This window comes from Arthrobacter sp. ISL-30, from assembly GCF_018613855.1.
Lineage (GTDB): Bacteria > Actinomycetota > Actinomycetes > Actinomycetales > Micrococcaceae > Arthrobacter.
This window is the reverse complement of the sequence record NZ_JAGGPK010000061.1, coordinates 17923-44818: the sequence shown is the minus strand read 5'-3', so window position 1 is coordinate 44818 and position 26896 is coordinate 17923. Positions and strand designations below refer to the sequence as shown.

Annotated in this window: 25 protein-coding genes and 1 pseudogene; 15 read left to right on the top strand and 11 right to left on the bottom strand. The window is 61.7% G+C overall.

All coding sequences use genetic code 11. The annotated features are described in order from the left end of the window. Positions 1-68: 68 nt before the first annotated feature. The 6 genes from J7E82_RS19775 to J7E82_RS19750 all read right to left on the bottom strand — a co-directional run bounded on the left by J7E82_RS19775 (position 69) and on the right by J7E82_RS19750 (position 6022). Positions 69-1652 (bottom strand): aldehyde dehydrogenase (NADP(+)), encoded by a 1584-nt coding sequence (locus J7E82_RS19775; protein ID WP_214865770.1) that lies wholly within the window; start codon positions 1650-1652, stop codon positions 69-71. Between the two features lie 95 nt (positions 1653-1747). Further along, complete coding sequence (locus J7E82_RS19770; RefSeq protein WP_214865768.1) at positions 1748-2164, bottom strand: ester cyclase; 417 nt, start codon at positions 2162-2164, stop codon at positions 1748-1750. After that, entirely contained in the window at positions 2161-2715 is a 555-nt protein-coding gene (locus J7E82_RS19765; RefSeq protein WP_214865766.1) for a flavin reductase family protein, read from the bottom strand. The genes J7E82_RS19770 and J7E82_RS19765 overlap by 4 nt, the downstream gene beginning before the upstream one ends. Before the next feature lie 43 nt (positions 2716-2758). Further along, positions 2759-3268 carry a flavin reductase family protein gene (locus J7E82_RS19760; RefSeq protein ID WP_214865764.1) on the bottom strand — a complete coding sequence of 170 codons (510 nt, stop codon included), beginning with the start codon at positions 3266-3268 and terminating at the stop codon, positions 2759-2761. Continuing rightward, entirely contained in the window at positions 3265-4599 is a 1335-nt protein-coding gene (locus J7E82_RS19755) for an NAD(P)/FAD-dependent oxidoreductase (protein ID WP_308113974.1), read from the bottom strand. Before J7E82_RS19755 ends, J7E82_RS19760 begins: the two co-directional genes overlap by 4 nt. A gap of 22 nt (positions 4600-4621) precedes the next feature. Further along, complete coding sequence (locus J7E82_RS19750; RefSeq protein ID WP_214865760.1) at positions 4622-6022, bottom strand: LLM class flavin-dependent oxidoreductase; 1401 nt, start codon at positions 6020-6022, stop codon at positions 4622-4624. Positions 6023-6321: 299 nt separating this feature from the next. Here J7E82_RS19750 and J7E82_RS19745 point away from each other — a divergent pair, with 299 nt between their 5' ends. Next, positions 6322-7698: an MFS transporter gene (locus tag J7E82_RS19745; RefSeq protein ID WP_308113970.1), complete on the top strand. Its 1377-nt coding sequence runs from the start codon at positions 6322-6324 to the stop codon at positions 7696-7698. Between the two features lie 182 nt (positions 7699-7880). Next, a complete protein-coding gene (locus J7E82_RS19740) occupies positions 7881-8699 on the top strand; it encodes an IclR family transcriptional regulator (RefSeq protein WP_214865758.1) in 819 nt (272 codons plus the stop codon). A gap of 64 nt (positions 8700-8763) precedes the next feature. Here the strand turns inward: J7E82_RS19740 and J7E82_RS19735 are convergent, their stop codons facing one another. Then, complete coding sequence (locus J7E82_RS19735; protein ID WP_214865757.1) at positions 8764-9003, bottom strand: hypothetical protein; 240 nt, start codon at positions 9001-9003, stop codon at positions 8764-8766. 88 nt (positions 9004-9091) lie between these two features. Then, positions 9092-9340, bottom strand: a complete 249-nt coding sequence (locus J7E82_RS19730) for a hypothetical protein (RefSeq protein WP_214865755.1) — start codon at positions 9338-9340, stop codon at positions 9092-9094. Positions 9341-9609: 269 nt separating this feature from the next. On the opposite strand from J7E82_RS19730, the gene J7E82_RS19725 reads away from it, so the two are divergent. Beyond that, entirely contained in the window at positions 9610-9816 is a 207-nt protein-coding gene (locus J7E82_RS19725; protein ID WP_214865753.1) for a hypothetical protein, read from the top strand. A gap of 91 nt (positions 9817-9907) precedes the next feature. Here the strand turns inward: J7E82_RS19725 and J7E82_RS19720 are convergent, their stop codons facing one another. Beyond that, positions 9908-10666, bottom strand: a complete 759-nt coding sequence (locus J7E82_RS19720) for an SDR family NAD(P)-dependent oxidoreductase (protein ID WP_214865751.1) — start codon at positions 10664-10666, stop codon at positions 9908-9910. A gap of 82 nt (positions 10667-10748) precedes the next feature. Continuing rightward, positions 10749-11072 carry a hypothetical protein gene (locus tag J7E82_RS19715; RefSeq protein ID WP_214865749.1) on the bottom strand — a complete coding sequence of 108 codons (324 nt, stop codon included), beginning with the start codon at positions 11070-11072 and terminating at the stop codon, positions 10749-10751. Between the two features lie 209 nt (positions 11073-11281). On the opposite strand from J7E82_RS19715, the gene J7E82_RS19710 reads away from it, so the two are divergent. The 12 genes and pseudogenes from J7E82_RS19710 to J7E82_RS19655 all read left to right on the top strand — a co-directional run bounded on the left by J7E82_RS19710 (position 11282) and on the right by J7E82_RS19655 (position 24114). Then, entirely contained in the window at positions 11282-12664 is a 1383-nt protein-coding gene (locus J7E82_RS19710) for an LLM class flavin-dependent oxidoreductase (RefSeq protein WP_214865747.1), read from the top strand. Positions 12665-12674: 10 nt separating this feature from the next. Then, complete coding sequence (locus J7E82_RS19705) at positions 12675-13637, top strand: flavin reductase (RefSeq protein WP_214865745.1); 963 nt, start codon at positions 12675-12677, stop codon at positions 13635-13637. Beyond that, the gene (locus tag J7E82_RS19700) at positions 13634-14728 is read left to right on the top strand and encodes an ATP-binding cassette domain-containing protein (RefSeq protein WP_308113968.1); all 1095 of its coding nucleotides are present in this window, start codon (positions 13634-13636) and stop codon (positions 14726-14728) included. Before J7E82_RS19705 ends, J7E82_RS19700 begins: the two co-directional genes overlap by 4 nt. Continuing rightward, positions 14718-15614 (top strand): proline/glycine betaine ABC transporter permease, encoded by an 897-nt coding sequence (locus J7E82_RS19695; protein ID WP_214865743.1) that lies wholly within the window; start codon positions 14718-14720, stop codon positions 15612-15614. The genes J7E82_RS19700 and J7E82_RS19695 overlap by 11 nt, the downstream gene beginning before the upstream one ends. A gap of 41 nt (positions 15615-15655) precedes the next feature. Continuing rightward, positions 15656-16543, top strand: a complete 888-nt coding sequence (locus tag J7E82_RS19690; protein ID WP_214865742.1) for a glycine betaine ABC transporter substrate-binding protein — start codon at positions 15656-15658, stop codon at positions 16541-16543. Further along, positions 16533-17321 (top strand): 2-keto-4-pentenoate hydratase, encoded by a 789-nt coding sequence (locus J7E82_RS19685; protein ID WP_214865740.1) that lies wholly within the window; start codon positions 16533-16535, stop codon positions 17319-17321. The genes J7E82_RS19690 and J7E82_RS19685 overlap by 11 nt, the downstream gene beginning before the upstream one ends. Before the next feature lie 33 nt (positions 17322-17354). After that, complete coding sequence (locus J7E82_RS21270; RefSeq protein WP_214865738.1) at positions 17355-18158, top strand: IclR family transcriptional regulator; 804 nt, start codon at positions 17355-17357, stop codon at positions 18156-18158. Between the two features lie 81 nt (positions 18159-18239). Further along, positions 18240-19709 carry an aldehyde dehydrogenase (NADP(+)) gene (locus J7E82_RS19675; RefSeq protein ID WP_214865736.1) on the top strand — a complete coding sequence of 490 codons (1470 nt, stop codon included), beginning with the start codon at positions 18240-18242 and terminating at the stop codon, positions 19707-19709. A 243-nt stretch (positions 19710-19952) separates the two neighbouring features. Further along, positions 19953-20852 carry a 4-hydroxy-tetrahydrodipicolinate synthase gene (dapA, locus tag J7E82_RS19670; RefSeq protein WP_214865734.1) on the top strand — a complete coding sequence of 300 codons (900 nt, stop codon included), beginning with the start codon at positions 19953-19955 and terminating at the stop codon, positions 20850-20852. Positions 20853-20939: 87 nt separating this feature from the next. Beyond that, the gene (locus tag J7E82_RS19665; RefSeq protein WP_214865732.1) at positions 20940-22451 is read left to right on the top strand and encodes an aminobutyraldehyde dehydrogenase; all 1512 of its coding nucleotides are present in this window, start codon (positions 20940-20942) and stop codon (positions 22449-22451) included. A 98-nt stretch (positions 22452-22549) separates the two neighbouring features. After that, a pseudogene (locus tag J7E82_RS19660) lies at positions 22550-22981 on the top strand (glycine cleavage T C-terminal barrel domain-containing protein); the annotation flags it as partial. Positions 22982-23859: 878 nt separating this feature from the next. Next, positions 23860-24114, top strand: coding sequence for a hypothetical protein (locus J7E82_RS19655; RefSeq protein WP_214865728.1), 255 nt, complete (start codon positions 23860-23862; stop codon positions 24112-24114). 1773 nt (positions 24115-25887) lie between these two features. Here the strand turns inward: J7E82_RS19655 and J7E82_RS19650 are convergent. Beyond that, positions 25888-26805, bottom strand: coding sequence for a hypothetical protein (locus tag J7E82_RS19650; protein WP_214865726.1), 918 nt, complete (start codon positions 26803-26805; stop codon positions 25888-25890). Between the last annotated feature and the right edge of the window lie 91 nt (positions 26806-26896).

Sequence of the window (26896 nt, the reverse complement as noted above, 5' to 3'; positions counted from 1 at the left end):
CTCCGGCCCCGGACGTTTCTTTGTGTTGAGAGAGGCCTGTCCGGGGCCGGAAGTTTGCAGCAGCTTCTTTAACGAGGCTGTTCTGGCCTGCCATCGATGAGCCGGTTGATATGCCATGGGTTCGCATCCTGCAGGGGTGCGGGGCGCAACTGTTCGGGGAAGTTCTGGTATGCGACGGGGCGCAGGAACCGGTAGATCGCCAGGGTGCCGACAGACGTTGTTTTTGAGTCGGAGGTGGCCGGATACGGGCCGCCGTGGACCACGGCGTGGCCGACTTCGACCCCTGTGGGCCATCCGTTGACGATGATCCTGCCGACTCTGCGTTCCAGGGCCGGGATGAGGGCCGAGGCGACGGGATAGTCCTCTTCGGTCACGTGCAACGAGGCAGTCAGCTGCCCATCCAGCTTGGATGTGGCTTCGATCAAGTCCTCCACCCCCTTGTAACGGACCACGAGGCTGGCGGCACCGAAGATTTCCTCGTGCAGGACCGGGTTGCTGGTGAACACGTTCAGGTCGGCACCGAAAACTGCGGGGGCGGGCGCGTTCGCCGTCGGGCCGCTCTTGCCCCGGCCGATCAGCTCGACTTCGGGCACGGACTCCAGGGTGTTGTAGCCGTGTTCCCAGGCAGAGGCGATGCCCCCGCTGAGCATGGTCTGTCCGGAAAGCTGGGTTACTGCCTCTGTGACGGCTCCCGTGAAACGGTTTCCGGCCTCACCGTCCGGAACGAAGACAAGCCCGGGGGAGGTGCAGAGTTGCCCGGAGCTGCCAGTGACCGAGGCGACGTACTGGTGAGCGAGCGTTTCAATGTCCTCGTTCAGGGCGCCGGGGAAGACGTAGACCGGGTTGATGGAGGACATTTCGGCGTAGACCGGGATCGGTTCTGGCCGGGCCGCGGCGGTCCGCATCAGGGCGGTGCCTCCGGCGCGGGATCCGGTGAAACCGACAGCCTTAATCGCCGCGTCTGCAACGAGGGCCTGGCCGATGCTCGCGCCTGAACCATAAATGAGCGAGAAGACACCGGGGTGCAGGCCAAGATCGCGGACGGCCTGGACGATGGCCTGGCCCACGAGCTCCGCGGTTCCGGGGTGGGCGTTGTGCGCCTTGACGATCACCGGGCAGCCGGCAGCGAAGGCAGAGGCCGTGTCGCCGCCCGCGACGGAGAAGGCCAGCGGGAAGTTGCTGGCGCCGAAGACTGCTACCGGGCCGAGCGGAATCTGGCGCTGCCTGATGTCGGCCCGGGGGAGGGGCTTGCGCTCGGGCAGGGCGGGGTCAATGCGGACGCCGCGGAAGTCACCCTGACGCACGACGTCGGCGAAGAGCCGCAGCTGCCCGGTGGTGCGGGCACGTTCGCCAAGGAGACGTTCGATGCCGAGCCCGGTTTCGATGGAGGCCCGCTCGACGAGTTCATCACCGATGGCGTCGATGTTGTCCGCGATGGCTTCCAGGAACCGTGCATGCTCCTCGGGCTCAAGGGTGCTGAAGGAGTCGAAGGCATCGGCAGCCGCGTCGGTGGCCGTTTTGAGCTGCTCTTCGCTGATCAGGGTGTAGGCCGGTTCCAGCTGTTCGTTGGTGGCCGGGTTGATCCCGTAGGTTGTGCCGTTGGTTCCGGCAGCGGTTTCCCCGGCGATGAGGGAGTGTCCGTTTAAAGTCATGGTCGCGCCTCCTGCGCGGATGAAAGCATGTTGGGGCAGCGCTCGGCGGGATGGAGCTGCTGCCTGTTGTGTTTTGCTGGGCCGGGCAGTTCCGCTTAGGCGTTGCCGGCTCCCAAGTGCCAGATGCCGAGTGCGGAAAGCAGTTCCCGTGGATCCCAGACGACCCATTCCTCAGCGACTTTGTCGTTTTTGAAGCGGAGGAAGGATGCGCCTGTGACAGTCACGGCCCGGCCAGTCGCCGGCACATCCATGAACTCGCCCTTATGGGTGCCCTGGGTCTGCCAATGGATCGCGGCGGTGGCTCCGTCTTCGATGATGTGCAGGATTTCGGTGCTTGTATCCGGAAAAGCAGCGTGGGTGGCTTCGATGGTCTTCTTCAGGCTGGCGTAGTCTTCAATACCTGATTTGGAACGGCGGACGTACTCCGGTGCGAGCAGCTGCTCGAACGCGGCCAGGTCTCCGTCGCCCCAGGCCCGGTTCCAGGCGTTGAGAATTGTTTCCCGTCGGCTCATGATGCGCTCCTTGCTGCTGCTGTTTCGGTGGGGGCGGGGATTTCGATGGGCTGGTACTGGCCGAACTTGCCGCCCCTGAAGAGCAGGGCGTCGCCGGTGCCTTCTTCCATGTTTGTCACGGCTCCGACCACCATGTAGTGATCGCCCACCACAACTTCGGCGGTGACCACGCAGTCGATGTAGGCGGTCGCGCTGTCCAGGTGCGGTGTGCCGAGGGGGCCGATGGTGCAGGGCAGGTCATCGAATTTCCTGGGTCCCTTCCGGGACAGGGAGCGGCAAACGTTGAGCTGGTCGTCGGAGAGGATGTTCGCCGTGAAGTTCTGGAGCTTGCGCAGTTTCGGCCAGGTGGAGGATGACTTATCGACGCAGAACATCACCAGGGGCGGCTCCAGTGACAGGGACTGGAAGGTCCCGACGATCAGTCCGAGTTTCTCGTCGTCGTCGTTGACGCCGGTTATGGCGGTAACGCCAGTGGGCAGCTTGCCCAGGATCTGGCGGTAGTAGGCAGGTGTAATCTCGGCCACGGGAGAGGTGGCGGGGGTGATATCCATATCGATCTTCCTTGATCAGGAGGTTTAGGTCAGGAGCTTCGGCTCAGGCGGCTTCGCGGAAGCTTCCGAAGCGGCCGCCGTGGAAGATGAGGGGAGTGCCCTCACCGGATGTCATGTCCAGCACGCTGGCAATGACGACGATGTGGTCCCCGGCCGTGAACTGCTGTTCAACACGGCAATCGAACCAGGCCAGTGATCCGTGAATGTGCGGGGTGCCCCAGACCGATTCGGACCAGTTCACTGCGTCGAGTTTGTCCTCACCCTTCGCCGAGAGTGCGCGGCAGACTGGTTGCTGCTCTTGGGCGAGGAGGCTGATGCTGAACACGCCTGCCTCCGCGATTCTCGGCCAGCTTGTGGACGAGTGCATCACGCTGAAGGTCACCAGTGCAGGCTCCATGGACAGCGAGGCGAACGTTCCTACGATCATGCCGTTCTGGGTACCGCTGACTGGGTCGGTGGAGCAGACGGCCGCGACGCCGGTGGGTAGGTGCCGCATGACGGCACGGTATGTTTCCGGGCTGATGTGCCGGGCTGCAATGGCGGGGGCGCTCATGGCTGTTCCTTCAGTTCTGTAAGGTTGTTCAGTTCCGAATGGACGTTGCGGCCGGCGCGCAGGCCGCTTTCGATGGCGCCGTCGAAGAAGCCGGCCCAGATGTTAGCGATGTCGCTGCTGGCGAAATGCAGCGCGCCTTCGCTGGCCTGCTGGTCCCGGTGGTACTTGGTGAGCTGGCCGGGACGCTGGATCTGCCAGGTTTCCTCGGCGTATGGATCGGACATCCAGTGGTGGCCGGCGACTTCGAGGACTTCCAGGTCGTCGCGCCATACCTTGATGGCTTCCTGGACCTGTTCGATGTCGGTGACGTCGATGCGGTTCGCGTCGGCACCGAAGCCGACCAGTACGGCGTCATCTTCTCCGATGAATTCGGTGCGGATCACGGACAGCGGCTTGTCCTGGGCGGAATAGGCGAAGAACGGCTTGATGGGTCCCTGGACCCGGATCCAGGCCTTCACGCCCTGGGACGCGGTCTTTTCCCGGCTGGCGGCGAGCTTGCCGTCAGACAGGGCGGGCTGGACATCGAGCTTGCGCAGAATGTTCTGCGGCAGGGTGATGACGACCTTCTTGGCGTGGATTTCCTGGCCGTCGCCGTAGCGGATGGTGGCGCCGTCGCTGTTGTGGCGGACTGCGGTCACCGGGGCGTTGAGGCGGATGTCAGCGTCGGTGTCCTCGGCGATCGCCTTGGGCAGTGTGTCGTTGCCGTTCTTTAGACGGAAGATCGCCGAGGCCTCGTGCATCAGGTGCCAGTGGCCGGATGCCCCGGCGGTCCAGCGCAGGGCGTTGACATAGGCGCACTGGTCCAGGGGCGCGTTGAAGTGGCCCACCCAGGCGGCCTCGTTCGCGTTCCGCTCGTCCTCGGAGAGGTCCAGCTTGTCCAGCATTTCCTGCAAGTTATACTGATCGACCTCGGCCAGGTTCTCCACCCTCAGCGGGGCATCCGGCCGGGGAAGCCACTTCATCGTGTCTTCCAACAGCCGGGTCATGCCGGGATCGATCAGCCCCATGAAGTCTTCCAGCGTTCCGCGGCGCACTTCATCGCCGGCGAGCCAGAACGTTTCCTCCGAGCGGGGACCGCGGGAGACCTCAAGACCGTAGCGGGTGACCTCGGCCCACACATGAGGCTGGGTCCAGTGCAGCCAGTTGCCGCCGATCTCCAGGTTCTGGCCCAGGCGGCGATCGGTCCACAAGCGGCCGCCAAGACGATCGCGGGCTTCCAGGACAACCACATTGTGGCCGCGGTTGCCCAGCTCACGCGCGGTGATGAGGCCGGCAAGACCGGCACCGATGACAACTACGTCGGTCTGTTCAGTCATGTTTGTCTCCGTGATGTATCTGTTGTGGCCAGGACGCTTAGCGGGTGGCTTCAGTGAGATGCCTGGCGCGGTGTCCGGTGGCGGGGTGGCCGTCCAGGGTGTACCTGTGGCCGGGGAAGAGCTTTTCGCGCAAGGTCACCGGTTCCTGATCCTCGGTGCGGGCCGGGGAGACCAGGCCCTGGGCGCGCAGTTGCGGCAGCGCAAGTTCGATGAAGTCTTCCCAGCCACCCGGCTTGGTGGTGTAGCTGAGGTTGATGCCGTCGATGTCGGCCTCGTCGCGCCAGCGGCGCAGTTCAGCCGCGACCGTTGCCGGGGAACCTACGATCGTGGAGCCGGTGCCGCCGACGGCAAGGAATACCGCGATCTGTCGCGGTGTCCAATCCCGGTCCGGGTCGGCCTTGGAGAACATGTCAACCATGGATTGTCCCGCCTTCGTTCCGACGGACCGCAACGGGGTATCCAGGTCGTACTCCGACATATCGATGCCGGTCCAGCCGCTGAAGCGTGCCAGGATTCCATTGATCGGCGCGTTCTCCACGGCCTTCCGATACTTTGCCTGGGCTTCTTCATCGGTGGGTGCAACCACCACGGTGAGCAGGATGACCACCTTGACGTCCCGGGGATCTCGGCCGGCATCTGCTACTGCTTGGCGGAGCTTGCCCACTGTGCGCTTGGCACCCTCCACGGAGGTGCTCTGGATGAAGACGGCCTCAGCATGCTTGCCGCCGAATTCCATGCCCCTGGAGGAGGAGCCTGCCTGGAACAGCACGGGGGTGCGCTGCGGGGAGGGCTCGCACAGGTGGAAGCCGGGCACGCTGAAGTGCTGGCCGGAATGGTTGATCGGATGCACCTTTTGGGGGTCGATGTACGTTGCCGATTCAGCGTTCCGGACCACGGCGTCCTCTTCGAAGGAGCCTTCCCAGAGCTTGTAGACGACGTCCATGTACTCGTCGGCCATGTCGTAGCGCTCTGCGGGGGTGAGCTGCTGCTCCTTGCCGAGGTTCCGGGCGGCGGCCTCGGAATAGGATGTCACGATGTTCCAGCCGACGCGGCCGGAGGTGAGGTGGTCCAGGGAGCTGAACTTGCGGGCCAACAGATAGGGCGGCTCGTAGGTTGCGGAGCAGGTTACGCCGAAGGTGAGGTGCTTCGTCACGGCGGCCATGCCGCTGATCAGCACCGTCGGATCGTTGATCGGGAACTGCGCCGCATCGCGCAGCGCAGCATCCCCGTTCCCGCGGAACACATCGTGGTAACCCAGGTTGTCCGCAAAGAAGATGCCGTCGAATCCGGCCCTCTCGAGCATCTGTGCGACGCCGGTCCAGTATTGGAGATCCGTGTAGCGGTGGCCTTGGTCCCTTTCGTTGCGCCAGGACCCGGATGTCAGGTGCGCGGGGGCAAAGACATCGAAGGCGAAAAGGCTCAGCGGTGCATTTTTCATGGCGGCGGTGCTTCCTTGAACTCGTGCCGGACAGTGCGACAACATCTGCTTCAAACGTTCAGCTTCTGAACACTGCGTTCAATTTAGTTTGTTGCATACCTCACTGTCAAGAGGGACTGCATTGAGGGAAATGTTGCTTGGCCGTATTGACACCTTCTTGTGATGCGTGCCATATTTCTGATCACGACGTTCGATTTATGAACGTTGGGCGTAGAAACTGCGGCCCTGTATCCCTGCCGTGCGACTAACCGCCGGCCCCTCTCCATCGTTCAAAAAGCACGAGAACAAGGAAGTCCATCGTGAATTCATCCTTAACGCCGGTCTCCGCACCGTCATTGAAGTCGCCTGCCGGGCAGGATCCGCGCAAGCACCGGTTCCTCATGAAGCTCAGCGCAGTTATCGCCGGAGGAATGTTTATTGACGGCTTTATCCTTGGGGGCATCGGCCTGGTCATGCCGGCTCTGACCGCTGACCTTGACCTGTCCTTGACCTGGCAGGGATTGATTGGTGCCTCGGCGTTGATCGGTATTTTCTTTGGCGGGCCAATCGGTGGCTACCTGGCCGACAAGATCGGACGCAAGCCGATGTTCATCGTCGACCTTGCCATCTTCCTGCTCGGCTCGGCAGCCCAGTTCTTCGTCGCTGATGCGTGGCAGCTGTTCGTGATCCGCCTGGTCATGGGCATGGCCATCGGTGCCGATTACGCGATCGGCTGGCCCCTTCTGGCCGAATTCTCACCGGCCCGCCTCCGGGGCAAGCTCCTGGCCTTCCAGGAAGTCGCCTGGTATGTCGGCTACCTTGGCGCCTATGCGCTTGGATACTTCATGTCGTCGGCAATTGACGCTGACTGGCGCATCATCCTGGGCATGAGCACCATCCCGTCCCTCATCGTCTTCCTGCTTCGCCTGGGTACCCCCGAGTCGCCGCGCTGGCTTATCAGCAAGGGACGACTAGAGGAAGGCCTGGCCATCGCCAATGAGTACATGGAGGATGCCGACGTCCGGGATATGGCGGAGGAAAAGCGCGAATCAACCAGTTTCCTCCGGCTGTTCTCGCCCAGGTACCGCAACGCGACGATCTTTGTCTCCGTGTATTGGGTTTGCAACGTCACCCCGTACTTCGCCATCGCCACCTTCGCTCCGATCGTGCTCGAAAGCCTGGGTGTTGAAGACGGCCTGAGCGGCGCGCTGCTGCTCAACGGCGTGGTCGTGGCCGGGGCGATTGCCGCCATGTACCTCATAGATAGCGTTGGACGCCGCAAGCTAGCCATCCCTCCGATGTGGACCGGGGCGGCCGCCCTGATCATCATTGGCCTGTTCTCCCACGTCTCGCCGATCATCATCCTGGCTTGCTTCGTGATCTTCTCGTTCGCGAACGCCCTCTCCACGTCACTGACCGGCGTCTATCCCGGTGAAGTCTTCCCCACCGAAATCCGCGGCGCCGGCGTTGGCTTCGCAACGGCCATGTCGCGCATCGGTGCCGCAGCAGGAACCTTCATCCTCCCGCTGTCCGTCAGTGGTCTGGGCATAGGTGCCACCATGCTGATCGCCGCCGGCATCTGCGTCGTCGGCGCTGTCGTCTCCCACTACCTCGCCCCCGAAACCAAGGGACTCAGCCTGGGCGAAACATCAGCGCTGCTCGGGGCCAAGGAGGCTCATCATTCCCACAAGGCCTGATTCGGCCAGTGGGACGGAAGGGCACCTTCCCAGGCTTGCGCCGGGGAGGGTGCCTTTCCGTTTCGCGCAAGACGAGGGTGAACGCCTCGTTCGGTACTTGAAAGGGCCTAGGATGGAAGTCGACATCAAAGTCAAGGCCACCCCAGCCTTGAGCGGACGGACGCGAACCGGGAGCGGCGGAAATGGCAGAGGGACAAAACGCAGTAGCGGTGGATCTATCAGAGGGCGATGCGTCAGCTTCCGAAGAGTCCATTGACCTGACAAACAAGTCGGTCGTCAAGGCCACAGTGTTGCTCCGCGAACTTGGCCGTCATCGGCACGGAATCACGGTCACCGAAATAGCCCAAGCCGTGAAGATGACGCGTCCCACAGCCTTTCGCCTGCTCCTCAGTTTGGAACAGACGGGCTTTGTAGACCGCGTGGACAACCGCTACATGCTCGGATGGCAGATGGCGCGACTGGGCCGGCTGGCTGACCCCTTTACCGGGGCCGTTGCCAGGATCCAGCCGGTCCTGGACGAATATGCGGGCAAGCTCAACGAGACGCTTAGCTTCGCCATCATGCGAGGCGAAACGTCCTACGACGTGATCGCCGAAGCCTCGGCCTCGCGTTACCTGAATGCTTCCCACCTCTACGTCGGTGGAACCTATCCGGTGCATGCCAGCGCCACCGGAAAGCTCCTTCTCTCCGAGTTGAGCGATGACAAGATCTCTGAACTGCTGCCTAAGAAGCTGGAGTCGTACACCGCTCAGACCATCACCAGCAGGGACGCCCTCCTGAAGGAGCTGCGCCAGATCCGGGAGCAGGGCTACGCAATCCTTGACGATGAACTGGAAGAGGGCCTCTACGCGGTTGCGTGTCCGGTCCGCGACGGCGCGGGCGTTCTGGTCGGGGTTCTGGCAGTCCAAGGACCCGTCCAGCGGCTCAAGTCAGAGCGGTTGCCCAGTACGATCGATCAGCTGCGCCAGGCTGCAGACGAGGTCGCGAAAGCTCTGGCCTAGCCTAGGCTCCGGCAGCCGGGCCTTTGTCCGGAGCGGAAATCGTGTGAGCCGGTGTCGCCGAAGGTTAGGCATCAGCCATGGCGATGAGGTTTTCCCGGGAAGGGTATTTCCAGCGCACGTATTGCACGGGGAGTCCGGTTCGTTCGGCGATCAGGCTATGGGTTACAGCGTCTGGGCCCTGCTTGTTGCTCATCTCGGTGATGCAGGCAATCAGGACCTTTGTCCTTCGTTCATTTCGTTCGCGGAGGATGTCAGCGACTGGTCTTGAGGGTTTTGGCTTGGGCTTTTGGCGCCAGTGCGTCATATCTTTCACCTTTGAGGTTTCTCAACTGCCGCAGGGCAGGCCCTTCCAGCGGCGGCCTGGATTTCCAGTGCTCCCAGGCGGGCAGGCCCTAGGCGCCTGGGCTTTCGAAGTACAGCCCGGCCCACGGGATGCAGGTCATGACGCCGGAGCTGGAGACCTGATGAGCGGCGGCATTCAGCTCATGATGGTTGGCAGGAGCAGGTTGGGGGAAGCGTTCGAAGACGCTGGCGAGCATGCGCTTTACGGTGATCATGGGGTCCCTCACTAACTGGGCGTGGACGGGGTCCGGGGGTGGAAGCTTCTTGGTGTCGGGGAGCCGACGTTGGTTCGCCAACATTGGGAAGTCACGATATGAACGCGGCGTTCGCTCTTTGAACGTGACTCCATTGTGGCGCGACTCACTCTTATTTGCAAGTTCCATTGCCTCTTCGCGCCAGGGTCTTACGTTGCGGAGGCCTTGACGCATGCCCATAAATTGAACGTGACGTCCATGAGGTGAACGTACAATGTCCAGCATCAAGCTGGTCAGCCAAATATCCCCGGAGCCAAAGAGAATGCTCACACAACTCCAAATCCACAACCCGAAGGTTTCCTTCATTACCTGCGATGCCGGTCCCGGACTGGTCCAGGCTCTCCCGCCGCGACGCCGTCCGAGTGATTCGCAGCGACGGTAGCGCAATCTCCGGGCGAATAGACATGATTGCCGTAGACCGTAGCGTCTTCTGGGTGATGCAGGATGAAGGGCTTGGACGAGTCATGGTCTGCAGGGCCGACAAACCCTTTGTCATCAAGACTGCCGGCAGTGGAGATTGAAGCTGGAGTGCCTGTCTGCGTTAGCTTGGCAAGGCCGTCGAGAATTGCCCCAAGCTGCACGTTGTACGCTCCCTTGGAGGGTAAAGGTCCATCAGAAGGGCAGGGGCAGCCTTGCTGTTCTGCCGCCGTCGAGCACTATGATCTCCCCGGTAAGGAAGCCTGATCTGTCACTTGCCAGAAAGACGGCAAGATCGCCGACGTCGGCCGGCCGTCCTACACGTCCGACAGGGTGCAGGCGGTCCAGGGCCTCGCGGGCACCGGTCGCATCAGGCCGGGAAGCCAGATAGTTCTCGCTCAGTTCGGATGCGATCCATCCGGGAGCAATGGCATTGCATCGGATGTTGTCCTCGCCGAGGTCGACCGCCATGGCGCGCGTCATGCCGTGGATACCCGCTTTGGAGGCGCAGTAGACGGCATGGTTGGGATTGGCTGCGAGCCCTTCGATGGAGCCTATGTTGATGATGGTTCCCCCGCCACGCTGCCGGAGGTGCGGCACTGCCGCCTGCGTCAGGAACAGTGGTGCCCGCAAATTAAGAGCCATCATCTGGTCCCATTCGTCTGGCCGGATCTCAGAGACGCTGCGTTCAAACATGATGCCGGCGTTGTTGACAACGATGTCGATGCCACCAAACTGCTCGGACGTGCGCCCGATAACCTCGGAGGCTGCTGACACGACGCTCATGTCGGCCAGGATGCCGAGAACGCTTGGATGCTTCTCCAGTGCAGGCTCCAGGGGTCGCTGTTGGACTATCGCCAGCTGCGCTCCTTCCTTCAAGTAGCGGTCGACGATTCCGCGGCCTATTCCTTGTCCCCCTCCGGTAATCAAGGCGATCTTGCCTTCCAGCTGCATTGTTCCTTCCTTTCGCTTCCTCGACGGCGCGAGCGATTTGAGGTCTGTGACATGGCTGTAGCGAGGTCCATTCGTGTGAAGATCAGTCCTCGCAAACCTGGGAGTTCACCGGGCTGTCCTGGGCTTGAGACGGATGGGAGGACCTTGGACGATTTGCTTTTAGGGCGCGGATAAGAGCCACGGCGGAAATGGTGCCCCAAGCGACATTAAGGGCTACAAAGGGCCAAGCACCGTGGTAGTAGCCGTTGACCATCAGGGCAACTGATCCTGTTAGGTTGCACCCTTGGAAGAGTCGACCATTGCTGATCCAGCCAAGCGACAAGGCTGCGTATCCCGCCAGCACTACCAGCGCCCCAAGCCAGCCGCCCAATTCAGCCAATAACGCCATTGCTGACTCCTCTTCCAATCCCGATCCCTGGCGGATGCACATCGTTTAAGTCACTGGAAGCACGGCGCGCCTACCCAAATCCGTCTTGCCATTTTGGGCCAGAGCCGTTCCCGCTGGCAGTGGCGCAATTAAGAATCGGCTATTGACGTTGTGACTTCCACCACTCTACTATTTTGATCATCAAGTAAACAACATGTTCACCTAGTGAACGAGAGAAAGTCTCTTCAATGAACCAAATGAGGATCTTCGCCTTTGACTTCAACGGCCCTGCTCACCTGTCGGCAGGTCTGTGGAAGCATCGCGATGACCGGGGGACCCAGTACACGTCCGTGCAGTACTGGGTTGACTACGCCCGGTTGCTGGAGAGCGCCTGCTTCGACGGGATTTTCTTCGCGGACAATGTCGGATACCACGACGTCTACCGCGGCACCGTGGACGCCGCACTGAAGGATGCTGCGCAGATCCCGGCCAACGATCCGGCCTACATCATTCCCGCCATGGCTGCCGCGACTACGAATCTCGGCTTCGGTGTCACTTCCACCACCGCCTACGACCACCCGTACTCCCTGGCGCGGAAGTTCGCCACCCTGGATCACCTCACTGACGGGCGCATTGGCTGGAACGTGGTGACGTCCTATGCCGACAGCGCCGCAAGGAATCTCGGCAGCGGCGAACAGCGCGCCCACGACGATCGGTACGAGGTGGCCGAGGAGTTCATCGACGTTGCCCTCAAGCTCTGGGAAGGCTCGTGGGAAGAGCAGTCGGTCGTGGCCGACCCGATATCCTCCACCTACGTCGATCCGCAGCGGGTCCACCCCATTGAGCATTCCGGCAAGCACTTCACCGTGCCGGGCATCTTCCTCTGCGAACCCTCCCCGCAGCGCACCCCCGTGATCTTCCAGGCCGGAGGCTCCAGCCGCGGGGTGGCCCTCGCAGCTGCTACCGCAGAGGCCGTCTTCATGAACGCCTTGTCCAAGTCCGCACTGAAGCAGCAGGTCGACCGGCTACGCCAGCAGACTGCAGAGGCCGGGCGCAACCCAAGCCACGTCGCAGTGCTGCAGATGATCACCGTCATCAGCGGCCGGACCGATGCCGAGGCCCAGGCTAAGTACGAGGAGTACCGGAACCTGGTCTCCTACGACGGCGCCATGGCCCGCTACAGCGGCTGGTCGGGACTGGACATGTCCACGTTCGATCCCGATGTCCCCCTTCGGCACGTCAAAACCAACGCCGGCCAGACCATGGTCGACCTCTTCTCCAAGATGGATCCGGAGAAGGAATGGACTCCGCGCGACATCGCGGAGTACATCGGCATCGGCGGCACTTCGCCAGTCATCGTCGGCGGGCCGGAGACGGTCGCCGACGAACTCGCCGCCTGGATGGAAGAGACAGGCATCGACGGCTTCAACGTCTCCCACGCCGTCAAATACCGGGACATCAAGGACTTCGTCGACTTCGTCGTCCCTGAACTCCAGAACCGCGGCCTGATGCGCACCGAATATGAAGGCTCCACCCTACGGGAAAACCTTTTCGGCGCAGGTCAGGCACGACTGGCCGAGGATCACCCCGGGACCTCCTACCGCGACGCCCTGTCAGTAAAGGCCCACTAAGGACAACATCATGAACGCCGACACATCAGCTCCAGTTGGAGCCATCACCCCCACTGAATACCGGGAGGTCTTCGGGCTGCTCCCCACCGGAGTTGTGGCGATCACGGGCCTAACGGATGAGGGGAAGCCCATGGGTTTCGTCGTGGGAACTTTCCAGTCCTTGTCATTGGATCCGCCGCTGGTCACGTTCTGCGTGGATAAATCCTCCAGCACCTGGCCGACCCTCCGTTCCTTGGGTCGCTTCACCGCCAACATCCTTTCCACTCAGCAGCTCGATGTTTGCAGGGCGCTTGCTCGGAAGGGAGAAGACAAGTTCCAGGGGATTGAATATGCGGAAAGCCCCATCGGTACCCCCCGCATCCTCAATTCAACAGCCTGGATCGACTGCCACGTGGCCTCCGAAGTGGTCGCCGGGGACCACTACATGATCGTCGGTTCAGTGACGGCGATGGAGTCCGGGGCAGGAGACGCGCTGATGTTTCGCGGAGGCAAGTTCGGGGAATATAGCCTCTGGCCCACCGACACCCATCCAGAAAGCAGAAAACCAATGAATATGTTGACTCGCATCGTCGATGCCTGGAGCCGCGCCTGGGGGGAAGGGGACACAGGTGCCTTCGAAAGCATCGTCGGCAAGGGCTACGTGCGCCACTCCAAAACCGGAGAAGAAGGCCTTCCTGAGGTCATCCGGCAAATCCAGGAGTCACACGCCGCATTCTCAGACTTCAAAGTTCACGTCCTGCAGGCCGTTGAAGACTCTGAACACATCGCCATCCACTGGAAGAGCGTCGGCACACACACCGGGAACTACATGGGAGTGCCGCCCACCCAGCGCACCGTGACCGTGAACGGCGCCTCATTCCTGCGCCACAAGGACGGCCTCATCATCGAAGAATCGGTCGTATGGGACCCCCGGGAACTCCTGTCTTCCATGAACATCTGGCACCTCGGCGACCAGGTTAGGAGAAACGCGTGAACGCCTCACATCTACAAGCACTCACAACGGATCATCGCGAGGAAGCAATGAACCCTGAAGTCCCCTTCATCCAAGTGGAGCACCTCACCAAGGTCTTCCACCCCGCCAAGTCCCGGCCGCTGCGACTGCTGCCCAAAAAGGCCGCCAACCAAGGCTTCGTTGCCGTCGACGACGTCTCCTTCCAGGTGCAGCAGGGGCAGATTTTCGTCATCATGGGACTGTCCGGCTCAGGGAAATCGACCATCATCCGCATGCTGAACCGGCTCATCGACGTCAGCGACGGATCCATAACAGTTGATGGAAAAGACGTCCGCGCCCTGGCTCCCGCCGGGCTCCGCGCCTACAGGAACCAGACCATCAACATGGTCTTCCAGCACTTCGGGCTCTTTCCGCACAAGTCCCTAGTGCACAATGTGGCCTTCGGCCTGAAGGTGCGTGGCGTAGACAGGGAAACCCGGGAGGCCAAGGCAGCAGAAGCCCTCGCGCTCGTTGGCCTCGGGGACCGCATTCATGCGATGCCGGACCAGCTCAGCGGCGGAATGAAGCAACGTGTCGGATTGGCGCGCGCACTGGCCACCGACGCTGAGATCCTGCTGATGGACGAACCGTTCAGCGCGCTCGACCCCCTCATCCGCAAGGACATGCAGGAACTGCTGATCAAGCTTCAGCGGAATTTCAAGAAGACCATCGTGTTTGTCACTCACGATTTGAATGAAGCAATGTATCTCGGCGACCGCATCATGGTGATGAAACAGGGCAAAAGCATCCAATGCGGGACCGCGATGGACCTGCTCGAAGCACCCGCGGATCCATACATCGAGGAATTCGTTGCCGAAGTCGACCGGAGCAAGGTGGTCACGGCCGGGATGATCGTAAGGCCTCTGGATCCATCTGGCGCCCCACCGGGAGATCCGGACGCGGGGGCGGTGCGCGTCTCCGATGCCACCGTGCTGAATGAACTGCTCCCGATCTTCGCCGCGGGGACAGAACGGGTGGAGGTCGTCGACCAGCAGGGCGCATCCGTTGGGCACGTCACCGCAGAGGAAGTCTTTACCGCGCTCTCACCGAAGGGGTACAGCAATGCGTCTTGATATTGGAGGCTGGTTCGAGTCGGTCATCGACTGGATGCTGGTCAACTTCGCGTGGTTCTTTGACGGCGCTGCCTGGCTGGTCAACCAAATCGTGGGGGGCGTGGAATACGTTCTTATCGGCCTGCACCCATTCCTGCTCATCGCAGTGCTGGCCGCTGCGGCTGCTGCCCTGACTCGCAGCCTTGGCCTGACCCTATTCTCGGCGGTGGCGTTCCTGCTCATTGTCTCGATGGGGCTATGGGTCGAGAGCATGTCCACTCTGGCCGTCGTGCTCGTGTCCGTACTGTTCTCGCTCGCCATCGGCATCCCGCTGGGAATCTGGGCCGCCCTCAATTCCTCGGTGAGCGCGGTCGTGCGTCCCATTCTTGACCTCATGCAGGCCATGCCCGTGTTCGTATACCTCATTCCGGCGGTCTTCTTCTTCGGCGTCGGCAGGGTTCCCGGGATCGCGGCCACCATCGTGTTCTCCATCCCTCCCGCCGTGCGCCTGACCGAGCTGGGCATCCGCAAGCTCGATGCCGAGCTGCTCGAAGCCGCCATGGCTTTCGGCGCGAAGAAGAGCCTCATCCTGAAAGACGTTCAGCTGCCGCTGGCCTTCTCTTCGATCATGGCCGGAGTCAACCAGGTCATCATGCTGGCCCTGTCCATGGTCGTGGTCGCAGGGCTGGTAGGGGCAGGCGGATTGGGCGGCGTCGTGGTCCAAGGAGTTGCCCAGTTGGACACGGCCCGCGGCTTCGAAGGTGGACTCGCCGTCGTCATCCTGGCCGTTTACCTGGACAGGGTCACCAGCGGCGCGCGCTCCCTCGGCGACGTTCTGCGCAACAGGCGCATCAGGAAAGAACAGCGTGCTGCGGCTGGGACGCCCGCCGTCGCGGCCGTCAGCTAGAACCACCACCCACCACCCTTTGCATATTGGAGAAAAAGACCTTGATCAAGAAAATAAGCGCCATCCTGGCCTGTGCCGTCCTCACCGCAGGCGTGAGCGCATGCTCCGGAGTCAACACCGGAACCGGGGCCGACAAGAAAACCATTACCGTCGCCACAGTGCCCGGCTTTGACGACACCGTTGCCGTCACCGGACTGTGGACCGAATTGCTCGATAGCCGAGGATACAAGCTGGAGACTCGGAGTGTTGACTTGGCGGCTGGCTTCGCCGGCATCGCCCGCGGAGACCTCGACGGCTACCTTAATGCCTGGCTACCCACCACCCACGCGAGCTACATTGAGAAATATCGCAACGATCTCGTGGTCCCGGAAAAGCCCTTCTACGACAATGACCGCCTGGTGTTGGTCGCTCCGAAATCCGTTCCGGAGAACACCATCTCGGAAGTCGTCCAAAATGCCGACAAGTATGAGTCAAAGATCGTCGGTATCGAAGCCGGTTCAGGCGAAATGAAGATCCTCCCCGACGTGCTGAAGACCTATGGCGCCCAGGACAAGCTCAAGATCGTGGAGGGAAGCACCCCCGCAGCACTGGCCGCCCTCAAGGACGCCGCCGCGAAGAACAAGCCCCTGGTAGCCACGCTGTGGACACCGCACTGGGCCTTCGCATCGATGCCCATCAAGGTACTCGAGGATGACAAGGGGGGCTGGCCGAAGCCTGATGGCTCCTATGTGGTGTTCTCCAAGAACTTCGCGGAGAAGGAGCCACAAGTCCAAAAGTGGATGTCCAACAGCAAGCTCACGGATGAGCAGTACTCGAGCCTGATGCTGGCCGTCAGCGAAGCCAAGGAGCCGGTCGAAGGCGCCCGAAAGTGGCTCGAGACTCCCGAGAACCGCAAGGCCACAGACGAATGGTTCAACGATGCCAGTTGATATTGACGAACTCGCCGGCCACCTTCTGCGCGCACGCCGCGACCGCAGGCCACTGGGCTCGTTGACCCCACCGGGCACCAAGGCGACCATCAGCGACGCCTTCCGTATACAGCAGGAAGTCGTCAGGCAGCAGGTCCGGCAGGGGGACAAGGTCGCTGGATTCAAGCTAGGCAACATTGCCAAGGCGATGCAGAGCAAGTTCGGCGTGGACCAGCCGGACTTCGGCTACCTGCTGTCGAGCCAGTTCCATTATGAGAACCTGCGCCTGTCGCCTGAGACGTTCATTGACCCCTACGTCGAGCTCGAACCGGCCTTTGTGCTCAAAGGGGGCCTGGGCGGGGAGCATGTGACGGTCGCCGATGTCATTTCGGCCACCGACTATGTCCTTCCTTCGCTGGAGATCATCGATTCGCGTATTGAGGGCTGGAACATAGGCATCTTCGAAACGCTGGCGGACTGCGGTTCCACGGGAGCCATCATCCTTGGGGCAAAGCCACGTCGGCTGAGCGAAGTTGACCTTGCCGACATCTCCGGTGAGATACACGTCGATGGGAATGTGGTCGCGCAAGGCAACACCGCTGACATTTTCGGCAACCCCGTTTCGGCCATCGCGTGGCTCTGCCGGAGGGTGGCTGAGTTCGGCGTCGAGTTCCAGCCCGGCAATGTCATCCTCCCCGGAAGCTGTCTCGCCGCGGTTAGCCTCATTCCCAACACCCGCGTGACCGGCAGCTTTGCGGGGTGGGGCTCGGTCTCCTTTGAGTACGGTGGCGACAGCTAGTCTGAAGGAAAAACGATCTCGAAAGGCTCTCTCGTGACTGACAATGATTCCCGCTCCAAGAGCACGATCAGTGCCAACAGGTCCGTGGCACGCGCCATAAGCGTGCTACGGGCCCTGGCCGGCAACTCTGAGGCCGCCACGGCCTCAGACATTGCAAAGAAAGTCGGCCTGCCTCGTGCAACGACTTTCCGGCTGCTGCTCACCTTGGAAGAGGAAGGTTTCGTCGACAGGAGAGACAATCGCTACTCGCTGGGCTGGGACCTGGCACGGGTCGCCCGATCCGCCGACCCCTCGGCGGGAATGGTCGCCCGAGTCAGGGACTCAGTCCATAAGCTGGCGGAACAGCTCGGAGAGACCGTCACTCTCAGTCTGCGGCAGAGCCTTTTCGAACTCGACGTGGTCCTTCAGGAATCTCCCAGGTCCATCGCCGTCACGGTCTCGGATATGCGAGGCATGAGGTGGCCCCTTCATGCCTCGGCAACCGGAAAGCTGCTCCTGGCCGAGCTTAGCCCCGAACAGGTATTCCGGGCCACAGGCGAGGAGCTGCCCAAGCTGGCCGCAAGAACCATCACCGGCCGGGAACAATTACGCGCAGAGCTCGATATGGTCCGCCGCCAGGGGTGGGCGCACATCGACGATGAACTCGAAGACGGAATCTTCTCGATGTCTGTCCCCCTACGGGACAACGTCGGCCAGATGTTTGCAGCCGTGGCCATGGTTGCGCCCAGACACCGCATTGAAGCCGACGACATCAGGCAGCGCAACTTACAGATCCTGCTGGACGGTGCCGCGCAGCTTACCCACCAGCTGACAAGCACCATGCCCGCTAACGCTTGACCGCTCCGATTAGCGGCGGGCGGGTTACATCCAAGCAGCCACACCCATATGACCATGTGCGATCACTGAATGGAGAACGGCATGTCCACCAAGTCCTCAGCCACTTCCGCGGAGACCAGCAACGAAGAGCTGGAGCAGATCCTTGCCATGGCCCACACCGCCGTCCGTCCCTGGGGGAGCCTGCGCCCGGGGGCCCGAGCCGACGTCCTCGATAAGGTTGCGGCTGCCCTCGATGCCGCGGCCGAGCAGCTGATCCCGCTGGCCGCCGAAGAGACGCACCTGGCCCCAGGCCGGCTCGCTGGGGAGCTCAAGCGCTCCACCTTCCAACTGCGTCTGTTCGGTCAGACGCTGCGAGACGGTGGATACCTCGACGCTCGTATCGATCACGCAGACCCGCACTGGCCCATGGGTGCACCGCGCCCGGACCTTCGCCGGTCCTACCGTCCGATCGGCCCCGTCCTCGTCTTCGCGGCCAGCAACTTCCCGTTCGCCTTCTCAGTTGCCGGGGGTGACACTGCTTCCGCCCTGGCCGCAGGCAATCCAGTGGTTCTCAAGGCACATCCCGGCCACCACCAGCTCTCAGAACGCACGGCCGAGATCATGCTCGCGGCCCTTCAGGAAGCTGGAGCCCCTGAAGGAGTGTTCGCCCTCATCTCTGGCGTGGAGGCCGGCAAAGAGGCCCTGAAGGATCCCCGGATCAAAGCCTCCAGTTTCACCGGCTCGATCCCTGGCGGCAGGGCACTGATGGACATCGCAGTCTCCCGGCCGGAGCCCATCCCCTTCTATGGAGAGCTGGGCAGCAACAACCCAGTCTTCATAACCCCCGCCGCCGCAGCCGCCCGGGGAAACGCCATCGTCGAGGAATTCATCAGCTCGTTCACCCTCGGGGCCGGACAGTTCTGCACCAAGCCGGGCACCATATTCGTACCCACAGGTTCAGGTATCGTCGAGCAGCTCCGCGCTGCAGTTCTCCCCGACGCGGTGAAACTGCTACACGACCGCATCCAGTCAGGCTTCGTCGGCCGCCTGCAGGAACTGTCCTCCCATGAACGCATGGAAGTGCTGGTCCAAGGCCCGGACCCGTTGGGCGACCCGCCGTCCCCAACGCTGCTATACACCACCGCAGAGCACGTCCTCGCAGCCCCTCGCGAGCTGGAGGCCGAATGCTTCGGCCCCGCCGCGGTCGTGATCGAATACGACGACCTCGCCCAGCTGGTGCCCCTCGCCAAAACCTTCGAAGGCCAGCTCACAGCCACCATCCATGGCGAAGACAGCGACCCCGTGGCAGGGCTCGTGGAGGTGCTGGCCGAGAAAGCGGGACGAGTGCTGTGGAACCAATGGCCCACAGGAGTCTCGGTGACCTACGCCCAACAACATGGAGGGCCGTACCCCGCCACCACTTCACCACACACAACCTCAGTTGGCACGGCAGCGATCGAGCGCTTCCTCCGCCCTGTCGCCTACCAGGGCTTCCCGCAGCACCTCCTGCCTGAGGAGCTGCAGGATGCCAATCCCTTGCGCGCGCCAAGAATGGTCAACGGCCAGCGCTGAAAGCACCCGAACTCCCGCTGTAACCTCTTGCGTCACCGGGCAGAGTCGACAATAATTGAGCAGAACGTTCAAAAAGTGAACGTTCTTGGACTTGGTCCAAATCAGCAGGCTTCTCGACAGGCGCTGCACCGCCGGGCCTGCTGAGCACGCAGCCGCCTGATGCGCGCCACGATTTGCAAGTGAAACACCTTTGTCTCATCTCTCGAACACGTCCCCTTCCTCTTTCAGCAGACAGGAAACCTCATGTCCTCACAGCTCAGCGGTGTGCTCACCGCCCTTGCAACCCCGTTCACTGCCGACGGCCAGATCGACGAACCAAGGCTGCGTTTCCTCGTTGACCGCTCGATTGACGGCGGAGTCGACGGGGTGGTGGCCTGCGGCTCTACGGGTGAGTTCTCTGCGCTCGGCGTGGACGAACGACGTCGGGTGGTAGAGACGGTCGTGGAGCATACAGCAGGGCGGGTGCCGGTTGTGGCCCAGACCGGGGCGACCAGCACGGCCGAGGCCGTCCGTCTGTCCCGCCACGCACAGGAGTGCGGTGCTGACGTACTCATGCTGGTCACCCCCTACTACGAGAAGCTGTCGCTGGCCGAGGCCGCCGGGTACCTGCGCACCGTGGCGGAGGCAGTCGACCGGCCGGTGATGCTCTACAACATCCCGTCTGCCACCGGCGTCAACCTCGACGCCGAGACCGTGGGGAAGCTGGCCCGCGAAGTGGAGAATATCCGCTACATCAAGGACTCCAGCGGCGACATGGGACAGGCCACCCAGCTGATCCACCACCACCGAGAGCACATCTCCACCATCATTGGGTGGGACAGCCTGATCCTGGCCGCCCTGACCGAGGGTGCGGCCGGTGTCATGGCCGGCACCGCCAACATCCTGCCGCGCGAAATCGTATCCGTCTACAAGGCCGTCGCCGCCGGTGACTTCACCACAGCCCAAGCCGAGTGGAACCGGATCTACCCGCTGATCGACGCCATCCTCTCAGCGCCCTTCGTGCCCGCGGTCAAGGGCGCCCTGGCAGCGCTCGGCCATCCTATCGGCACTCCGCGCCGCCCCACCGCAGACCTTGATCCCGCGTTCCTGGTCCGCATCGAGAAGCTCATCACCGAACTGCAGCTGGAGGCGGCATACGCCTAGTCGGCGGCACGAGTCCCGCCGGCAGCCGCCGATCCATACCAAACCAAGCTTTCCGCATTCCCATCCCATCAACCGTCAGGAGTGACAATGACATCTACGGCAACAACCACCTCAGGTACCGTTCGGCGGGCCACGGAGCCGACGCCGATTCTCGCCATCGACAAGCTGCCCCCGGGCCAGCACTTCATCTCAGGAGAATTCAGGGCGGGAGCCGGCAATGAGTCCCAAGCCATTGTAGATCCGTGCACCGAGGCCGTGATCTGTGAGGTTGCCCAAGGCACCGCCGCCGATGCTGACGCGGCCGTCGGGGCCGCCCTCGAGGCTAAGGAGTCGTGGAGCCGCACTCTGCCGAAGCAGCGGGCAGAGATCCTGCTGGCCATCGCCGACCGACTGGCGGACAACGCGGACCTGCTGTCCCGACTGGAGGCTCTTAACACCGGCAAGCCCCTGATGGTGGCCGAGGACGATGTCGCCTCTTCCATCGATTCGTTTCGCTTCATGGCGGGGGCCGCCCGGGTCACGACTTCCCTGGCCGCGGGTGAGTACGCCGAGGACCATCTGTCCGTCATCCTGCGGGAGCCGCTGGGAGTTGTCGGGGTTGTTACCCCGTGGAACTACCCCCTGCTGATGGCGGTCTGGAAAATTGCGCCCATCCTGGCCGCAGGCAATACGATCGTGCTTAAGCCCTCCGAGCAGACCCCGCTGACCACCCTGAAGTTCGCGGAGTTGACAGCTGACCTGCTGCCGCCGGGAGTATTGAACATCGTCACCGGCCTCGGCCCAGTGATCGGCGCGCGCCTCGCCGAACACCCCGACGTGGACATGATCGCGCTGACCGGCTCCGTCAACAGCGGACGCGCCGTCGCCCGTGTGGCCTCGGAAACCGTCAAGCGCGTACATCTGGAGCTGGGCGGCAAGGCCCCGGTAGTCATTTTCGCCGACGCGGACCTGGCTGCTGCAGCCGAATCCCTGCGCGTGGCTGGATACTGGAACTCAGGGCAGGAGTGTGGTGCCGGCTGCCGCGTGCTGGTGCATGAGTCTGTTGCAGACCGTTTCACCCAATTGCTCGTCGAGCAGGTCAGCACGCTGGTGGTTGGAGAGCCTACAGCCGGAGCCGACGTCGAAATCGGCCCGATGATCTCCAAGGCCCATTTCGAACGTGTCCTGGGACACCTCGAGCGCGCCCAGGCCTCCGGGGCAAAGGCCGTCCTTGGTGGCGGTGCACTTGAGGGATCTGGGTACTTCGTCGCTCCGACCGTACTGGCGGACGTGCCTGAGGACGCCGCCTGCACCCTTGAGGAGATCTTCGGCCCCGTCGTCACCGTCGAGACGTTCTCCACCGAGAACGAGGCAGTAACCCGGGCCAACCAGGTGCCGTATGGGCTCGCCGCCTCGGTTTGGACGCTCAATCCGCAACTGGGCCACGACGTGGCCTCGCGGCTGGAGGCAGGCACCGTATGGGTCAACTCCCACCTGGTGCTGGCCACCGAGATGCCATGGGGTGGCTTCAAGAGCTCCGGTTATGGGCGCGATCTGTCCGCCTACGCCCTTGACGACTACTCGCGCACCAAGCACGTAATGCACAACAAGGCACGGTAGACCGCGCACGCCCGCCGTCTGCCGCCACTGACGCCTTCACTTCAAAGCCTTGCAAGCAGGGGCCGGGCGCAGGTGGCGACTGCGACGGTGGCGCAAGCGCGACGTTCAGCTCGCTTCGTCTCGAAAAGGGCTATCGGTCGTGGGACGCGGACACGACAACTGAACATGAGCCGTACGAAACAGGATTGGGCTTCGCCGTGAAGATGTCCCAGGACTCCTTCGTCAGCAAGGCCACGCTCGAAGGCCGGACCGAAGAAGGCTCTGCCCGTCGGCTACGCTGCTTGACTATCGACGACGGCAGGTCAATGAAACTAGCCAAGGAACCCGTCTGTTACAAGGACGAGGTCGTCGGGTATGTAACCAGCGCCGCTTACGGTTACAGCATGTCCAAGCTCATCGCTTACGCGTATCTCCCAGGCAACGTCTCCCAAGGAGGCGCCGTCGAGATTGGATACTTCGGCAGGCGGATCCAGGCGACCGTCTCGGCCGAGGCCCTTTACGACCCGAAAATGACCCGGCTGCGCGGCTAGCCCACCACTGGTTCAACGAGGGGTGCATGGCCCGGACTTGCTTGCAATGAAGTCCGGGCCATTGGCACGTCGCCCGGTACTATCAACTTTCCGGTCCCAGACGGCTTCCAGCCCCGTGACATCTAGCCGACGGGGTAATCGTCCCGCCGCTCGTGAGCCTCATAAAGTAGGCGTCGAAGTCCATGTCCGCCGTCACGCCGCAGGGACGGGCAGAGGTCCAAAACCGTGCCAATAGCGTTCCCGGACGCGGCTGGTGATCGCCGGACTGACGCCGCTTGCGACCATCGCGGCGAGTTCCGTCTTGTCCGTTCGATCCCGCTGTTTCGCGCAGCATCTCCCCAATCCTCCTGCGAGGCGAAAAGCGCGGTGGGGCGCTGTTAGGAGCATGAAGGCGAAAAGGGGGACGCAAGTGCTGGTCGACAACGAACGCTGTCTGGCATTGCTAGCAGTTGCCGCCAGGACTACCGGCTTCGCTACCAGCAGAGAGCGCGGTGCCCCTTGTAAACGGCAGCCGCTGCCATAGGCGCATGCGCATCCCCACGTGAGCTGTTGCTGCCCTGCCCGCATTACAAGGAGATCTTCTCCGAGCGGGGAGGGCGGCGATGTTCATCAGTTCCTTGCCTCCCGGGAATCCGAGGCCAGGAATGACTGGGTCACCCAGCAGGCGGGGACGGCCGGGCCAGTCAGACTTCCACCAAAAATCCCAAATCCGAACCCTCCTACTTATTCGCGGCCAAACATTGCTTCTACAGGTGAGACGTGCCACAATTAACCAACGTTCAAGAAATGAACGGCACGTTCACTTTTCTTGCAGAACTGAAACTAAGGCCATCGGTACGCAGATGTTCCGAACGGCCGCAGACAGGAAGGATGACAGCATGTCTATCACCAACTGGGCGACTTCAATGAGCTTGAGCGCCCAGAACAGAAATGTCTCGTCCACCGCTGCTTCACCCAGAGACCTTGAATCGGAGTCCGGTGTCCTCCGCAATGCCGGCCGGCTGACGTGTTCGCCTTGGGAGGGCCTCTACGTTGAAGACTACGAGAGTCTCGCCCCGGCCGATAAGGACGCTACCACGGCCCTCAATGATGAATTGGAAGCCTTCCTGGACAGCCTGATGTACGGAGAATAAGCGCAGCACCTCCTCGCACGCACATCGGTACTGAAGGTAACCGGCACGTGCGATGTATCGCCCGAATGCCATTTGGAAGAGGATGCAATCCTGGTGGTCGTCCACTGCATTCAGCACGAATCAGCAGCTGGTGACCTAGTCGATGCGGGACCCATTGGGGTGTTCCCTTGGTTGGGCTAAAAGTACTCGTCCCAGGGGTCGTCGAAGGCCCTGGACGTCTGCCGTGAGCCGGTAGAGATGCCAGTTCGGACTGACACACAGGGGATTGGAGATGTTTTCAGGAGTTCCCAGTGTTGTTTACAAGGGCTGCAATGCGGTTCGAATCCCACTTTGGGCACGTGTGTTCCCCCAGGCTGGAGGCCATTTAAGGGCCTCCAGCCTGGGGTGTACATACACCTGTTGGAGGTGGCTCGGACGGTTGTCCTCGCCGTGCTGTAGGAAGTTATCGCCGGCCGTTTTCTGTGGCCGGATCCTTATGCTGGGCAGTCTTTCTACCGGTCTATCCGTTCATTGGTCCCTCATGCGGAGGCGGCATGATTGCGTGGGTTCCGGGCGTCGATAAGAGGAGAGCAGCGTTGACCGCTGGACAAGTCGTGGCCGCCTTCGTATGGGCCGAATCGGGCGAGCGGACCCAGGATGCCCTGCAGCCACTGGGTTCATGCCCTTCTCTGCGCGGGCATGTGCCCTGGGCCCGCACGGCACAGGCGAATGTCCTTACGATAAACCTCCGTATTCATGATCTGAGGGAAAGTCACGCATCCTGACTGCTTCAGGACGGCGCTAACCTGTTCACGATCTCACGGCGGCTGGGGCTGGTCAGGCCCCGTTCTGCAAGAACGCCAGTGAGAGCGGCGATGGTCGCTGCGTCCGGCCTTGTCTGCCCTGGTTCCCAGGGTTGAGGTGTAGGCGAAGAGGACGTCGGTGGCCTTTGTGTCCTCGCCGAGGCAGTGAGCGACGGTGCGTGCGATGGCACAGGAGAATGGGCAAAAAAACGGTGTGGACAATGTCCACACCTTGGGCGCCGGACTGGGTCGTATATGGGCCGGACAGGCTCGGATTCGCGATGTTTTCAAGAGTTCCCTGTGTTTGCAGGGGCTGAAATCTGGTTCGAGTCCCACCTCGGGCACGCGTATTCCCCCAAGCCAGGGGCGGTTTGTGGACTGTTTGGCGTGTGGACACTGTCCACACGCTGCGCGAGGGTGCTCGGACCTGACTCCATCAGCGTGTTCAGTTGTGGGTGGCCGTTCCTGTGGCCGATGCTTCCCTTCTGTCGGCTTGGGCTATGTTCTCGTTTTTCACTTCTTCATGGTCCTGAGTGGCCGGAGCGACATGACCTGATCCGCAAGGAGGACCGGGGTCGTGCGCTGCTAGCTGCGGTTTTCTGTACCGTGCTCTTCTCGGGCCCCAGGTTGAGGTGATCCCGATTGTGATGGTCCACGGTCGCAGCACGTCCGTTGGTCCCTGCGGCATTTCATCTCATGGCGTGCACATGCTTTCCGCCCGGAACGCCATGGAGCGAATCGGCAACGCGATCACGGCATCGCTTGGCCTCTGGCAAGGCAATCCTGCCGTGCGGGATGCTTTGCTGAATCAGGTGAAGACGGGTTAGCGGGAGCGGTCCGCAGGGTTGGTGATGAGGGGCGAACGAAGTGATACTCTCCGCCTGCCGATGTCCGGCCATTTGACTAGTCGAACAGCGTTTGCGTCTGATGCAGCAGAGCTTTCGGAGCCTTTCGTTCCGGACTAGTTATGTGTTGGAGTTGAACGCTCTTCTCAACCTTCTGGAGCAAATTGTGGCCTTACTTCAAATGAGATGTAGAGGCTGGCACCATGACCGGGTGCGACGTTCCCATTCAATTTTTCGTATCCTAATTCTTGTCCCAATGAAGTGAGAAAACTCGTTGATCTGAGGTGGATCGGGCTGTTCGGAGCGTTGCTGTAAATCATTGCTGAATCATTAACATATGCGAGGTTGAAAGGCTTGTCGGACAGTAAACGGACTCCGTCGTATATCTCATGCGGGTAGGCGTCCTGACTGACAACGAAGGCGGACGTACCAATAGCAGTTCCAGTGCAGGTTGGAAGATTCACCATGATTTTCGTTCCGCTTGCAAGCGCCTTCGGAAAAGACGAATCGTTGCGAACGTAGATCCGCAGGATGTATGTGTGCCCGGGTTGCATGACAATCGACTTACGCCAGGGGCCCACGTTAAGGTCGGCTGCATCTTTTATGGCGTAGAAACTCCTTTCATCACCCAGGTCAGGATTATCTCTCACAGAATTGAAGACCGGGTAATTTGGAGTCGCCTCTTCGTTGTAGATGGGCCTCTCAGGGCCCCATCCTACTGAGAGTGCTTTCTCGTCATTAGTGCACATCCCAAGGTTTGAATCGGCTTGAGGGGCTGGGCTGGGATTCGCTCCCCCCAACGATTGCTCTGCAACCTGCTCGAGCAGCTTATGCGTCATATCGTTAGATCTCTTCTGCTCCGCTAATTGCTCGGCGGCGGTGTTAACCGATGAAAGGGAAGAGCTTATGCCCTGAACTAGAGTCACGGTAGGGAAAACGAGAGCAAGCACTAAGCTGCCAATCGCGATGGCCCTGGTAGATGGACCGCCTTCAGGGTCGCGAGTCCAAGCCGGTACTTTGTTCACGAGGCGCTTAAACGGATTCCGATCCAAATAGATGCTCACTCTCTCAAAGGCAACCTGCCGTTGTCATTATCTTGGTTTGCCTCACCTCCGCAGCAAGCGCGACACGCTGGGGTAGTCAGCCGTCGATGGG